We start from the raw sequence: 14,164 nt of genomic DNA, 5'->3' as shown, positions 1-14,164 counted from the left end.
GATGACTTTAGATGCTTGGTCCTATTTTTGACCATGAAAAGTGTTGATTTAGCGGGAAAATTAAGCCACCTTTTCCCGCTTTAAAAAATTCGAATAATTAACGAAAATACTTGCAAAATGATCCTCAAAGATATATTATGACATTAACGGGTTAACACGTTAAGTTAGGAAACGGAGGATGCATCCACATGAAATACAAATACGAGATAATTGAGGGCGACATTAAGCGCATGATTGAAGATGGGACTTTGAGCCCTGGAGACCGCATTTATTCAGAAGACGAAATCAAAAAGAAATACAACGTAAGCAGTACGACTGCTGTGAAAGCTTTGCAAAACCTAGTAGCAGAAGGATATCTGATCAGAAAACAAGGGGAAGGCACTTTCGTCAGAAAAAGCTACAAACATAAAAAAGTCTATGTCGATGAAGAACTACCAATGCATCAAAAATTGAAAGCATCTACCATTGGCGGAAAAATCGAAGAAACGAAAAAATGGGTGTTCGTCAAAGAAATCGTAGATGCCCAAATTGCTGAACAGTTGAAGATTGAACCAAATGATCCGATCATTCATTTTTGCAGAGTAGGTTTGGTGGGTGGCACACCATGGACTTTTCAAAATAGTTATATTGCAAAAAAACGTTTGCCGGCAATCGAGGAAACAAAAATAAAAGCGTCATCTTCTCTTTCGGATTTCTTGAAGGCTGCGACAAATATCAATTTATTTGGACTCCCGATGAAAGCGCGGGTATCCATTGCATTCCCAATAAATGAAATGGTTGCGGAACAATTGGAAATTGATCAGAATGTACCCGTCTTCTTGAATGAAAGAGTAAGCTATCATCCAGATAATACGCCGTTTGAATATTCGAAAACCTATATTCATCCGGATTACTATGCTTTACAAATTATGTCCGACGTACCGCTGCATGATATTGAGTAACAAATATGGAGGAGGAAATCGAGAAAATATGAACTGCGAGGAATTGGAAAGTAAAGAATTAGCTATCGAGAAATTGATCAGCAGTGAACGTTACTTCAAAGAAGGCTTGTTATCAAAGCAAGTTGTAGAGGAAGCTATCGAGAAAGCAATCAAGAAAATTGATCAGAACATAACGCAATTTGGAGAACGCTTCCCTGCACCAGCTACAAAAAACAACAGTTATGAAACAATTGGAAATATTGAGTGGACGAATGGTTTTTGGACAGGTCAGTTGTGGTTGGCATACGAATATACCGGCGATAAAAAGTACAAAGAACTTTCAGAAAAGCATGTCGAGTCATTCTACCATCGCATAAACAATAATATTGAAGTCGATCATCATGACTTAGGTTTTTTGTACACACCTTCATGTGTTGCAGCCTATAAATTGACTGGAAATGAGGCTGCGAAACAAGCGGCTATTCTAGCGGCTGATAAACTAATCAGCCGCTACCAAGAGAATGGTGAATTTATTCAAGCTTGGGGAGAACTAGGGGCAGAAGATAACTACCGTCTGATTGTGGATTGTTTATTGAATATTCCACTGCTTTATTGGGCGGCGGATATAACCGGAAAAGATCATTATCGAGAAATAGCTCATAATCATTATCAAACAACGATAAAGAATGCTATTCGTGAAGATGCGTCAGCATTCCATACATTCTATTTCGATCCAGCGACAGGTAATCCATTATATGGAAAAACACGTCAGGGATATAGCGATAGTTCTTCTTGGGCACGTGGCCAGGCATGGTTGATTTATGGAATCGCATTGAATTATTCCTATCTTCCAAATGAAACCGCTATCCCTCAATTTGAAGCCGTTACCAATTATTTTTTGAATCGTCTGCCAGAAGACTTTGTCTGCTATTGGGATTTAATATTTGGTAAAGAAGACAATCAGTCACGGGACAGCTCTGCAGCTGCAATTGCTGTGTGTGGCATGAATTTGATGGATAAATATCTACCGGCAACACACCAATATAAAGAAGTGTACAGATATAGCGCACACGCTATTTTAAAAGAACTTATCGCACGCTATACAGATGATTTGAGTAATAACGCAACCGCCTTGATCAATCACGGAGTCTATTCATGGCATTCGGGCAAAGGTGTGGACGAGGGGAATAACTGGGGTGACTATTATTACTTAGAAGCACTTATTCGCTATTACAAAGACTGGGAAATGTACTGGTAAAAAATAGGAGGAAAAATAATGAATCAACCAAATGTTAAGATGCTTCGGATTGATGAACGACTTATTCATGGGCAGGGTCAATTATGGTTAAATTCTCTAGGAGTTAACCTCGTGATTGTCGCAAATGATGAAGCTGCAACAAATCCCATTCAACAAACGTTAATGAAAACAGTAGTTTCTAAGGATATAGGCATGCGATTCTTTTCAATCGATAAAACAAATGAAGTGATTTTTAAAGCCAGCCCTCAACAAACAATATTTGTGGTTGTGAAAAGTCCGGAAGATGCCTTGAGACTAGTAGAAGGTGGGTTTCCGATTAAAGAAATCAACATTGGAAATATACATTCCGATCAAGGGAAACAAAAGGTCTCACAATTCATTTATTTGGGTGAAAAGGATAAAGAATCTTTAAGAACTTTACGCGATAAACATCACATTACGTTCAATACACGCACTTCTCCAATGTCAAATGATGGAGAGAAAACAGCAGCTACTTTAAATAACTTTCTGTAGGAACTAAGTTTGAGGAGGAAATAATAGTATGGACATATCCATGGGACAAGCATTATTGATTGGTTTAGTCACGGCATTTTGTTTTGCAGGGCAATTGATGGGTCTTTATACAAATCGGGTTATCGTATTATCTTTCTTTATGGGATTGATTTTGGGTGATCTGCCGACAGCGTTGATGATGGGCGCTATTGGTGAATTAGCGTTTATGGGATTTGGTGTTGGTGCGGGTGGTACAGTTCCTCCGAACCCGATGGGACCTGGTATTGTCGGAACAATCATGGCCATCACTTTGAAAAATAGCGGGATGACGGTAGAATCTGCTTTGGCGTTGTCATATCCGTTTGCCGTTTTATTCCAGATAGTTGTTACCGCAACGTATACAGCGATGGCAGGTACAAGCGCAACGATTAAAAAGGCTATCGAAAAAGAAGACTATAAGAAGTTCAAATTTCTTTCCAACTCCACCTTTTTAACGTTTTTAGTCGTAGGATTTTTCATCGGGTTCGTATCTGCAGTAAGTATGTCCAGTTTGCAAGCTTTTGTTGAAGCGTTCCCACAATGGTTAGTCACTGGCTTGACAGTTGCAGGAGGCTTATTGCCGGCTATCGGGTTTGCGATGATCATGACCGTTATGTTCAAAAAAGACTACGCAGCCTATCTTTTATTGGGTTACGTTTGTATCGCTTATTTAGAACTGCCTGTTATGGGCGTGGCAATCATCGGTGCTATCTTCGCTTTGATTGACATGTATAACAAACAAAATGATGTTTCAAACAGTGCAGTAGTAGCGACGACAGGGGAGGACTTTGAAAATGGGATCTAAACAGCCGGTATTAACAAAAAAGGATTATATTAAAACGTCATTACGCTCCTATTTTATGCAAAATGGTTTCAACTATACCAGTTACCAAGGGACTAGTTATGCCTACAGCATTTTCCCAGCTTTGGAAAAAATATATAAAGATGAACCGCAAAAATTAAAAGAGGCTGTCGATGGAAATATCGAATTTTTCAACACGAATCCTCAGACGGTTCCTTTTATCTCTAGTTTGCAATTAGCGATGTTGGATCACGGCGAAGATGTGGAAGATGCTAGAAGTATCAAACTTGCTTTGATGGGACCTCTTTCTGGTATTGGTGACTCCATTGCCCAATTCGGTTTGGCACCCCTCATCTCCACTATTTGTGCAGGTATGGCCTTGGATGGAATTGTTGCGGCACCAATCATATTCTTGATTGCTATGATCGGAAGCATGTTATCCATTAAGCTGACAATGGGACTATTAGGTTATAAGTTGGGGACAAGCATCATTGACACGTTAAGCCAACAAATTTCTAAAATATCAAGAGCAGCCACTATTGTCGGGGTTACGGTTATCTCTGGATTGGCTGTGAATTTCGTAAAGGTGAACATGAAATTACAATATGCCACAACGTTGGCATCCGGTGAGGAACAAATCGTAGCTTTACAAACGATACTGGATAAAATCATACCAAAATTAGGCTCTGTTTTAGTGACAGTGGTCGTTTATATCTTGATCAAGAAATATAATTGGACCACTTATAAATTGATCGGTTTATTGATGGTTGTCGGAGTTGCATTATCTGCATTAGGAATTTTAGGGTAAGGATTGGAGTAGAAGAATGTATAAAATTGCAATAGTTGGACATGGGAACTTTCCTGAGGGCGTTTTATCCGCGCTCAGCCTATTAATTGGAGAAAATGAGAACGTTGTCGCATACAATCTGAACGACGAAAGAACACACGAAGTATTGGAACAGGATGTTACTGCACTTCTGAAAGATAATGAACAAGTCATTATTTTTGCTGACTTGACTGGCGGGGCTCCCCATCAAATTTCAGCTCGTGTCATGTTGGAAAATAAATTCTCCGAAAATCAATACGTCATTTCTGGGATCAACTTGGGCTTAGTTGTCGAATTGACAATGAAATTCCTTTATTCCGAAATAAAAGATGAAGAAGCGGCAGCAGCCATTCAAGAGGCTATCGAACAAAGCCGAGGCATGATAATGTCTATGCAGAGTGGAATGGTCTAGTAAACGATGAGGGAATATTGGATTTGGGTTTTGGTAGGCATTACTTTTTTACTAAGCTTTATAATCCAGCCGTTCCTTCGATACCGTAATCGCAAAAATGACAAAGAATCCTATCTTCAGTTTCGAAATAAGCTGAAGATAGGTGATTTTGTTTTACTCTCTTCTGGTATTTTCGGCAGAATTACACAAATGAATAGTGAAAAGTACAGCGTTGAGATTGCGGATAAGGTCATCATACAAGTGATTCCGCAGGCCATTATTGGTATTGATAAAGAACGGATTCAAGGATAGGGGGGAGAAAGTGGTTGATAAGCATACGTTTCAAATGTATGAAAATCTTTTTTGTGAACAGGAATGGCTTACTTATGTAAAAGATACACGGCGTGCGAAACATATCATCTACAAGGCGAATTTAATCTGTCAGAACATCTTTTTGTTTGATGACCCGTTGGACATGGAGTGTTGTTATATTCCCCACTATTTTAAGGATATAGATTGGGTGTTCACGCCAAATGGAGATGACGAGTGGGTCTTTATGCTGAACAGACAAGGCTTTATGGTGGAACTCAGCCAAGCATTTTTGTTGACCAAAGAAGAGAAGTATATTCAAAAATGGAAAGAACTTGCATTTGACTGGATTGAAAAAGTAGGTGTCAAGAACGAAACAAATCAGACGGCATGGCGGATAATCGACACGGGAATCCGTTGCAGAAACTGGGTGACATCGCTTCTACTTTTTCAACATCTGGCACCGTTATCTGAAGCAGAAGAGCAACGGATTAAATATTCTTTGGAATTACAGGTTAAGGATATTTTCGCCAACTACAAGAAAAAATATCTTCTTAGCAATTGGGGAGTACTCGGAGTGACTGGAATATTGGCCGTAGATCTACTATATCCAGATACATTAAAAAAAGAAGAACGTGGATGGGCTTGGAATCAATTTGAACAACAATTGCGTATTCAATTTTACCGAGATGGCTATCATTGGGAACAAAGCCCCCTGTATCAATTTGAAGTATTGATGAGTAGCGCCACGATAATGATGCATTATGATTATCTCGAGCGTGAAACACCCTTTTCTATTCGTGAAAGACTTTTGAATGGCGTTCAAGCAAGTTATTATTTGGAGGACTTGTCAGGTAAGCTGCTGGCGTTGCATGATAGTGATCCTGTTGATATCCGGATTGAAAGGGATTGCTTGAATGCGGTCTTTTCTACGGATGAAGCTGTTCGTACGGATGAATATTTGCTTTATGTAGGGATGAAATTCAAACATAATCAGGTGGACTCGGAGAAAAAACCTCTCTATTCAGGAGAAGCGAGCGGCAACATTATCTATAAAAATCCTGAGAAAGACGTATTCTATAGCCTTCATAATGGAAAACATGGTAGCGGGCACGGGCATGCGTGCTTAGGTAATTTTTCTTTTTCATTAGGGGGAACACCTGTCATAGTCGACCCGGGGAGGGGGACTTACATGGAATCTCCCCTAAGAAATTATTTGAAGTCGGAATACGCCCATAATGTGATCATTCTGGATGGACATCCAACTACCGTTCCGAAGGGTTCCTGGGAATATGAGCGAGCAGGGAATCCCGTTGCACAATCGGTCTATGAAGATGATGAAGTTCAAGTATCTGAAGTTGTTTATGCTGGGAAAACATCCGAACACACAAATGCTTGCTTCAGAAGGATTGTGTTGTTTTTTAAAGAGTCGTTTTATGTTGTGATCCTTGATATCGTTGATGCGCCAGGTGTGCATATGGCTTCTCGCTCGTTCCAACTGCACCCTTCTGTAGAGGTGACAGAGGAGGGCGAGTCGTTGAATCTTTTTTCAGCTGGATCGAATGTATTCATGCAGCAGCTTCAAGCTGATCATATCAAGGTGAAAGGCAGTCTTTATTCACCGCAATATAATCAGCTGCAATCCAACAAAATGGTCGTTGCGGAACAGTCTTTCGAAAATGTCGGTATATTTGCGACCATTCTTTCGAAGGAACAGGTACATCTTCAGGAAGTCACTGTTAAACAAGATGGAGTACCGGCTGAGGTGAAAAAAGATTATATGCATGGTTTCGAAATCAAGGGTGTAAAGGATAATGAAAAAGTTCATATTTTCTATGCTCATAAAGATACGTTTAAAGGAAATAAGCTCTATTTTTACGAAGAAACGCCTTTGTACGGAAGACTGAATATAAAAACGCATCAGGGTAACAAAAGAATTTATTAGTGAAGGGAGGAGGCGTTGGATGGTGAAGATGACAATATCCTGGCTAAATAAGGAAAATGTGTGCATTAAGGCTGTTAAAGGAACCGACCAGGTTTATTTGGATTTTAAATATATGCATTATTCTGAAGGGGACAAACTAGTATTTACAGTTGATAGGCCGGAACAATATCTGATAGTGAAAGTTGACGATGCCATCGAGAGCGCAAAAATATATTTGCCGGGCTTAAGTTGGGAATATCCAATCATATTGGATCCGGAGGCGAAACGAGCCTTCTCTCCACGGGCCTTCGAAGGGGAACGTCATTACGTGGCTGCCCGATTGGCAAGTGAGCAGGAAATAAACGCATACCAAAATTTAGCCCTGAATCCGGCTGATCATGGAGAAAGTAGCGCGTATCCGCATGCTACAGCCAATGTCGAAACACGGAATGAGTCAGTGTTTGCGGCCAGAAATGCCATTGATGGCATAATCGCAACGAACAGTCATGGCGCGTATCCCTATCAATCCTGGGGAATCAACCAGCAAGCGGATGCAAGCATGCGTGTAACCTTTGGAAGAATGGTTGAAATCGATCGCATCGGAGTTGTACTGCGAGCCGATTTTCCGCATGATTCCTATTGGGAAAAGGCGACCTTCCGATATTCCGATGGATCAAATGAGGTAGTTCACTTTGGAAAAAGCGGGACCCCACAATACTTTGATATTCAGCCACGCAAAGTAGAATGGATCGAAATTGGAGAACTTATCAAAGCCAGCGACGATTCGCCTTTTCCTGCATTGACTGAATTAGAAGTATATGGGAAGAATGTTTAAATTTGAAGTATCTCAAGGTTAAACAGTATGCTAACGAGTTAAGAAAGTGGGAATCGGATGAAACGCGTATCTATTTTGAATCGTTTGGAGAAAACGGGGGTCGTGGCAGTTGTCCGCGGCACCACGAAAGAAGAAGCATTGAAATCTAGCCACGCGATCGTCGCGGGCGGTCTGAACGGCATCGAACTGACATTCACTGTCCCGAATGCGGATGAAGTCATCCGCGAATTGGCGACATGTTACAAGGATCAACCGGAAGTCGTGGTTGGAGCGGGAACGGTATTGGATGCCATCACTGCCCGTCTAGCGATACTGGCCGGTGCCGAGTTCATCGTCAGCCCGAACTTCGATAAAGAGACGGCTGAGTTATGTAATTTGTACCAAATTCCTTATTTGCCGGGCTGCATGACGATCACGGAAATGAAAGAAGCGCTGAAGAGCGGCTCCGACATCGTTAAACTGTTCCCGGGCAGTGCCTACGGTCCGAGCATCGTGTCGAGCTTCAAAGCGCCGATGCCGCACCTGAACTTGATGCCGACAGGCGGCGTCAGCCTTGCGAACATGCAGGAATGGTTCGATGCCGGCGTCATCGCGGTTGGCGTCGGCGGCAACCTGCTGGCACCCGCTGTGACCGGTGATTTCGCTAAGGTGACCGAAGTGGCAAGGCAGTACGCGGATAAGTTTGCGGAGATCAAAGGGAAGTAAAGGTCAAAGGAAAGTCTGCAAGATTATATAAAACAACAAGAAATACAAAACAAAGGGGATCATCACATGCAAAACATGGAAACACGTTATACACACAGTCCGGAGGATATCCGTCATTACTCAACAGAACAACTGCGCAAGGAATTTCTGGTCGAGAATGTTTTTGTACCGGGCGCAATCAGCCTGACGTACACCCACAATGACCGCATGATCTTCGGCGGCGTCACTCCAACAGATAAAGCATTGGAGATCGTCCTGGACAAAGAGTTGGGTGTTGACTACTTCTTGGAGCGCCGTGAGATGGGTGTCATCAACATCGGCGGACCGGGCCATATCGAGATCGACGGCAAAAAAGAAGGGATGAAAAAACAAGACGGTTACTACATCGGCAAAGAAACACGCCAAGTCGTCTTCACGTCCGAGGATGCAGCCAATCCGGCCAAATTCTACATCAGCTCCGTGCCGGCGCACCACAAACATCCGAACGTAAAAATCAGCATCGATGCCATCACTCCGATGGAAACCGGCGAGCCCTTGACGCTGAACCAACGCAAAATCTACCAATACATCCATCCGAACGTTTGCGAAAGCTGCCAACTGCAGATGGGCTACACGATTTTGGAGCCGGGCAGCGCTTGGAACACGATGCCGACACACACGCACGAACGCCGGATGGAAGCCTACGTTTATTTCGATATGGAAAAAGACACGCGCATTTTCCACATGATGGGCAAACCGGATGAAACAAAACACTTGGTCATGGGCAATGAACAGGCTGCGATCTCTCCAAGCTGGTCCATCCACTCCGGCGTAGGCACAAGCAACTACTCGTTCATCTGGTCGATGTGCGGCGAAAACATCACCTACACGGACATGGATATGGTTCCGATGGAACAATTAAAATAAACAAAACAAGAAAGAGGGATACGCATGGACGTTAATATGGATATGTTCCGTTTGGACGGAAAAGTGGCACTCATCACGGGTGCGGTATATGGAATCGGCTTCGAGATCGCGAAATCATTGGCTGCGGCCGGTGCGACAATCGTTTTCAATAATTTGGACCAAAAATCGGTGGACGATGGGATCGCCAATTATAAAGCTATCGGCATCGAAGCGCGCGGCTATGTCTGCGACGTGACCGACGAGCCGGGCGTGCAAGCGATGATCAAACAGATTAAAGAGGACGTCGGCTCCGTGGATATCCTGGTAAACAATGCCGGCATCATCAAACGCACACCGATGATCGAAATGGCCGTGGCGGACTTCCGCCAAGTGATCGACATCGACCTGACTGCACCGTTTATCATGGCCAAAGCTGTGCTTCCGGACATGATCGAAAAAAGAAGCGGCAAAATCATCAACATCTGTTCGATGATGAGTGAGCTTGGCCGCGAAACCGTCAGCGCCTACGCAGCCGCCAAAGGCGGACTGAAAATGTTGACGAAAAACATCGCTTCCGAATACGGTCAATACAACATCCAGTGTAACGGCATCGGACCTGGCTACATCGCGACGCCGCAAACAGCGCCACTACGCGAACTGCAGGAAAACGGCGAACGCCATCCCTTCGATCAATTCATCGTCGGCCGCACACCAGCCGAACGCTGGGGCGAACCAATCGACTTGGCTGGCCCGTCGATCTTCCTGGCGTCCAACGCTTCGGATTTTGTGAACGGCCACGTGTTGTATGTAGACGGCGGCATCTTGGCTTACATCGGCAAACAACCTTAATACTTATGTAACCCCCACCGCTAAATTATCGTGTGGGGGTTTTTGAATATAGCTATTCAACGATTGTATATTAATTATGGAAGGGATGGGGAGGGTGCATAAAAGTGGCTTAGTTTCTGCTACATTCAGAAATCTAACTGTTGAAGAAATCATAGCCCTTGCCATAGAAGGGAATCTTAGCGGAATAGAATGGGGAAGCGATATTCACGTTATCCCTGGGGAATTCGAGCGAGCAAGGCAAGTTTCTGAGCTGATGAGGAAAGCAGGATTGGAATCAGTCGCCTATGGATCTTATTACCGTGTTGGGGAAATCCAACAGGTACATTCATTCGAAAAAATTCTGGAGACGGCCATTCAATTGGAAGCTCCGGCTATCCGTGTTTGGGCAGGGCAGAAAAGCTCTGATGAGGCAACTGTAGCTTATCGTTCAGAAGTTATAAAGGATGCGAAACGAATTAGTCTGATGGCAAAAAAAGTTGGGCTTAAAATTTATGTTGAGTATCACGGAAGGACATTGACAGACACCCCCGAAAGCGCACAAGAATTAATGGAAGCCATTGCGCAAGAGAATATCTTTCTTTATTGGCAAGTGGCAATAGGCTTAGAGGCAAGTGAACATCTGAATAGTATTTCCAGACTGATCAAGTGGTTAGCGCATGTCCATGTTTTTCATTGGGAGGATACAGAACGTTTGCCATTGTTACAGGGAGCAAGCGTCTGGGAGACATATATAGCTGTTTTTTCTAGATTTTCGAATAGTGAGATAGCTGATCGTTATTTTATGTTGGAGTTTGTCAAAGATGACGACAAAAAACAGTTCTTACAGGACGCACATGCGCTGAATAGATTGTTGGCAGAAAATACGAAAAATAGTTCTGAAAGGCTAGGGTCATGAAATAAGCAACAGAAACAGAAATTCATGTATTGTGTTGAGATGTTGAAACAACTCCTATAATACTTACAAAAAATTGACAAAAGTCATTCGAATTATATAGGTATAATTTCCACCGATATTAATGGATATGCCGGATTGTTAACGACGAAGTATGCCACTGACTATCACCATTTCAGGGGAAAATATTTGTTCAATTAGGAGGTACTTAAATGGCCTTAGCTATCAAGTGGCTTCTTTAGATGTCTTTCAGAAATAGTTCTAGTTATTATAGAGTCATCGTTTGATTGAATTTGACGGGACTCTTCATACGACAACAAAAGAGATGTCTTCGCATTTTTGCGAAGACATCTCTTTTTTTACATTCCACAACTCAATCGAACGTATCTTAATATTGATTTTTAAATGAAGACAATTCTATCTTATAATAATTCCATTTTTTGTAGCTGATTACCATTTCAGCTACAGTTCCGTCTTCTAAGATCGTCTTCTTTTCTTGCCGTACTGAAGGTTCGTTTGGTTTCATATTTAGTAATTTGGCAATATTGTCATCAGTGGGAAAACAAATTTCATTTGTTTCTTTGGAATCCGCATCATATAGGTTGATGCTAAAGTCACTCTTGAAACGATTATAAATAGAGTCGTAATAGCTGAGATCCGGAATATCTTTTTTGATAAATTGGCTGGGGATATAAGAAATATGAAGTAAAAAAGGATCACCATCAACTTTTCTTATCCTTGTAATTTTATAATACTGTTCATTCTTTCTTAATTGTAACGCTTGGTTCATTTCATCGTCATTCTGAATTTCCATACCCAAAACCTCTACTGTTTCTATTTTTCCAGCATAAATTTCAATATCAGAGAATTCAACAAGTTTGCGTTTACGCGAACGAGAGACGTAGGTGCCTTTTCCTTGGATCCGGATGAGGTAGCCTTCGTTAGCGAGCTCTTGTATCGCTCTGATAACTGTAATAGAGCTTACATTGTAGAGCTTTACCAATTCTGCTTCACTATAAAAGCGATCACCGTGTTGGAATTCGCCGGATTTGATTTTTTTGAGTAAATCTTCTTTAATTTTTTGGTATTTTGGAATCCTCATGATTATCTCCTTTTTTAATACACTTCACTTAATATACTAACTTATATAAAGGCAAATTACCAGTTTTTTAATGGCTAAAAAAATAGTTTACAGAATTCGGCTTAGTATGTTAATATACTAACTGTAAACGTTTCAGAAAGGGTGTAAGCAATGAGTAAATTTGAAATAAAGGAAGATTTTTTACTGAATGAGGAGCCGTTCAAGATTTTATCCGGAGCCATCCATTACTTCCGGGTTCTTCCCGAAGATTGGTATCATTCTTTGTATAATTTGAAAGCGCTTGGATTTAATACCGTGGAAACCTACATTCCTTGGAATGTGCATGAGCCAAAAGAAGGGCAGTATAACTTTTCGGGACAGTTTGATATAAGGGGGTTTGTCCGAATCGCAGAAGAATTGGGTCTATTTGTAATTCTAAGACCCTCCCCTTATATTTGTGCAGAATGGGAATTCGGCGGATTACCGGCGTGGTTATTGACTTACAAAAATATGCGCATACGCTCCAGTGACACCCTTTTTATCGAAAAAGTTTCTCGCTATTATGATAAACTGTTTGAGGTTATTTCACCTCTGCAATTTGATGGTGGCGGTCCTGTTATCATGATGCAGGTCGAAAATGAATACGGTTCATATGGCGAGGATAAAGAATATTTAATGGTGCTGCATGAATTGATGTTAAAACAAGGAGTAACCGTTCCGATTTTTACATCGGATGGAGCTTGGAGAGCAACACAAGAAGCCGGAACACTAACTGAATCCGATATCCTGACTACAGGTAATTTTGGATCTCGCTCGAAAGAAAATTTTCAGGATTTGAAAGAATTTCATGAATTAAAAGGGAAGAAATGGCCACTGATGTGTATGGAGTTTTGGGATGGTTGGTTTAATCGCTGGAATGATCCAATCATAAAAAGAGATCCACAGAATTTAGCTGATGATGTGAAAGAGGCGCTGGAGATCGGGAGTGTCAATCTCTATATGTTTCACGGTGGAACAAATTTCGGGTTTATGAATGGTTGTTCTGCAAGAGGACGCAAAGATCTTCCGCAAGTAACCTCCTATGATTACGATGCGCCATTAAATGAGCAAGGTAATCCAACCGAAAAATACTTCGCTTTGAGAACAATGATGAAGCAATTGTTTCCTGAAATTGAACAATACGAACCGCTAGTCAAGGAAAGCATGAGCATAAGGGACATCCCGTTGGCCGGAAAAGTCAGTTTGTTTTCCGTTATAGATGATCTTGCCGAGAGAAAAGTGTCTAAATACCCAAAAACAATGGAAGAGTTGGGTCAACAATATGGGTATACATTGTACCGAAGTTATGTGAATAAAGACAGCGATGAAGAGTTTTATCGTGTAATAGATGGTAGCGATCGTATCCAATTCTTCCTCAACGAAGATAAACTAGCTACACAGTACCAAGAAGACGTCGGAGAAAAAATATACGCCTACCCTAAAGCGGGAACCAATCAGTTGGATGTGCTAGTGGAAAATATGGGACGAGTCAATTATGGTCATAAGCTGCTGGCGGACACACAACAAAAAGGAATCCGAACAGGTGTCATGTCCGATTTACACTTTATTACCGATTGGGAGCAATACAGCCTGGAATTTACAGATCAGCTATCCATAGACTTTGAGAAAGGCTGGAGAGAGAATACGCCTTCCTTCTACAAATATGATGTCACCATCGATGATCCTAAAGATACTTTCATCAATATGGAGTTGTTCGGGAAAGGTATCGTCCTTGTGAACGGCTTCAATATCGGCAGATTCTGGAACGTGGGGCCAACGCTCTCGTTGTATGTTCCGAAGGCTCTCTTCAGGAAAGGTCAGAATAAGATCGTCATTTTTGAAACAGAAGGCATCTGGTCGGAAACAATTAGTTTAGATAGTGAGCCAAAATATAAAATAATATAGGAAAAGGGGAAA

General features: G+C 41.7%; 15 protein-coding genes. 14 read left to right on the top strand and 1 reads right to left on the bottom strand.

Annotated elements, in window-relative coordinates:
• The first annotated feature begins 188 nt into the window (after positions 1-188).
• The 13 genes from BLV66_RS10925 (at position 189) to BLV66_RS10865 (ending at position 11,130) form a co-directional block, all read left to right on the top strand.
• Complete coding sequence (locus BLV66_RS10925) at positions 189-941, top strand: GntR family transcriptional regulator (protein ID WP_086986199.1); 753 nt, start codon at positions 189-191, stop codon at positions 939-941.
• 28 nt (positions 942-969) lie between these two features.
• A complete protein-coding gene (locus BLV66_RS10920; RefSeq protein ID WP_086986198.1) occupies positions 970-2,178 on the top strand; it encodes a glycoside hydrolase family 88 protein in 1,209 nt (402 codons plus the stop codon).
• 18 nt (positions 2,179-2,196) lie between these two features.
• Entirely contained in the window at positions 2,197-2,691 is a 495-nt protein-coding gene (locus BLV66_RS10915; RefSeq protein ID WP_086986197.1) for a PTS sugar transporter subunit IIB, read from the top strand.
• Positions 2,692-2,719: 28 nt separating this feature from the next.
• On the top strand, positions 2,720-3,514 hold the full coding sequence (locus tag BLV66_RS10910) for a PTS mannose/fructose/sorbose/N-acetylgalactosamine transporter subunit IIC (protein WP_086986196.1): 795 nt from the start codon (positions 2,720-2,722) through the stop codon (positions 3,512-3,514).
• Entirely contained in the window at positions 3,504-4,319 is an 816-nt protein-coding gene (locus BLV66_RS10905; protein ID WP_086986195.1) for a PTS system mannose/fructose/sorbose family transporter subunit IID, read from the top strand. The genes BLV66_RS10910 and BLV66_RS10905 overlap by 11 nt, the downstream gene beginning before the upstream one ends.
• Before the next feature lie 16 nt (positions 4,320-4,335).
• On the top strand, positions 4,336-4,749 hold the full coding sequence (locus BLV66_RS10900; protein WP_086986194.1) for a PTS sugar transporter subunit IIA: 414 nt from the start codon (positions 4,336-4,338) through the stop codon (positions 4,747-4,749).
• Positions 4,750-4,755: 6 nt separating this feature from the next.
• The gene (locus tag BLV66_RS10895; protein ID WP_086986193.1) at positions 4,756-5,040 is read left to right on the top strand and encodes a preprotein translocase subunit YajC; all 285 of its coding nucleotides are present in this window, start codon (positions 4,756-4,758) and stop codon (positions 5,038-5,040) included.
• 10 nt (positions 5,041-5,050) lie between these two features.
• Positions 5,051-6,982: an alginate lyase family protein gene (locus BLV66_RS10890; protein WP_086986192.1), complete on the top strand. Its 1,932-nt coding sequence runs from the start codon at positions 5,051-5,053 to the stop codon at positions 6,980-6,982.
• Between the two features lie 19 nt (positions 6,983-7,001).
• The gene (locus BLV66_RS10885) at positions 7,002-7,796 is read left to right on the top strand and encodes a hypothetical protein (RefSeq protein ID WP_086986191.1); all 795 of its coding nucleotides are present in this window, start codon (positions 7,002-7,004) and stop codon (positions 7,794-7,796) included.
• Between the two features lie 57 nt (positions 7,797-7,853).
• The gene (locus tag BLV66_RS10880; protein WP_086986190.1) at positions 7,854-8,501 is read left to right on the top strand and encodes a bifunctional 4-hydroxy-2-oxoglutarate aldolase/2-dehydro-3-deoxy-phosphogluconate aldolase; all 648 of its coding nucleotides are present in this window, start codon (positions 7,854-7,856) and stop codon (positions 8,499-8,501) included.
• 66 nt (positions 8,502-8,567) lie between these two features.
• Positions 8,568-9,407 carry a 5-dehydro-4-deoxy-D-glucuronate isomerase gene (gene kduI, locus BLV66_RS10875; RefSeq protein ID WP_176974241.1) on the top strand — a complete coding sequence of 280 codons (840 nt, stop codon included), beginning with the start codon at positions 8,568-8,570 and terminating at the stop codon, positions 9,405-9,407.
• A 24-nt stretch (positions 9,408-9,431) separates the two neighbouring features.
• On the top strand, positions 9,432-10,235 hold the full coding sequence (locus BLV66_RS10870) for a gluconate 5-dehydrogenase (protein ID WP_086986189.1): 804 nt from the start codon (positions 9,432-9,434) through the stop codon (positions 10,233-10,235).
• Positions 10,236-10,329: 94 nt separating this feature from the next.
• Positions 10,330-11,130 (top strand): sugar phosphate isomerase/epimerase family protein, encoded by an 801-nt coding sequence (locus BLV66_RS10865; RefSeq protein WP_176974240.1) that lies wholly within the window; start codon positions 10,330-10,332, stop codon positions 11,128-11,130.
• 385 nt (positions 11,131-11,515) lie between these two features.
• On the opposite strand, the gene BLV66_RS10860 is transcribed toward BLV66_RS10865, so the two are convergent.
• Positions 11,516-12,229: a GntR family transcriptional regulator gene (locus BLV66_RS10860; protein ID WP_086986187.1), complete on the bottom strand. Its 714-nt coding sequence runs from the start codon at positions 12,227-12,229 to the stop codon at positions 11,516-11,518.
• Between the two features lie 150 nt (positions 12,230-12,379).
• Here BLV66_RS10860 and BLV66_RS10855 point away from each other — a divergent pair, with 150 nt between their 5' ends.
• Positions 12,380-14,152, top strand: a complete 1,773-nt coding sequence (locus BLV66_RS10855; RefSeq protein WP_086986186.1) for a glycoside hydrolase family 35 protein — start codon at positions 12,380-12,382, stop codon at positions 14,150-14,152.
• Positions 14,153-14,164: the final 12 nt, after the last annotated feature.

The sequence above is a fragment of the Trichococcus collinsii genome (assembly GCF_900107505.1).
Classification (GTDB): Bacteria; Bacillota; Bacilli; order Lactobacillales; family Aerococcaceae; genus Trichococcus; species Trichococcus collinsii.
This window is presented reverse-complemented; position numbering and strand designations above follow the sequence as displayed.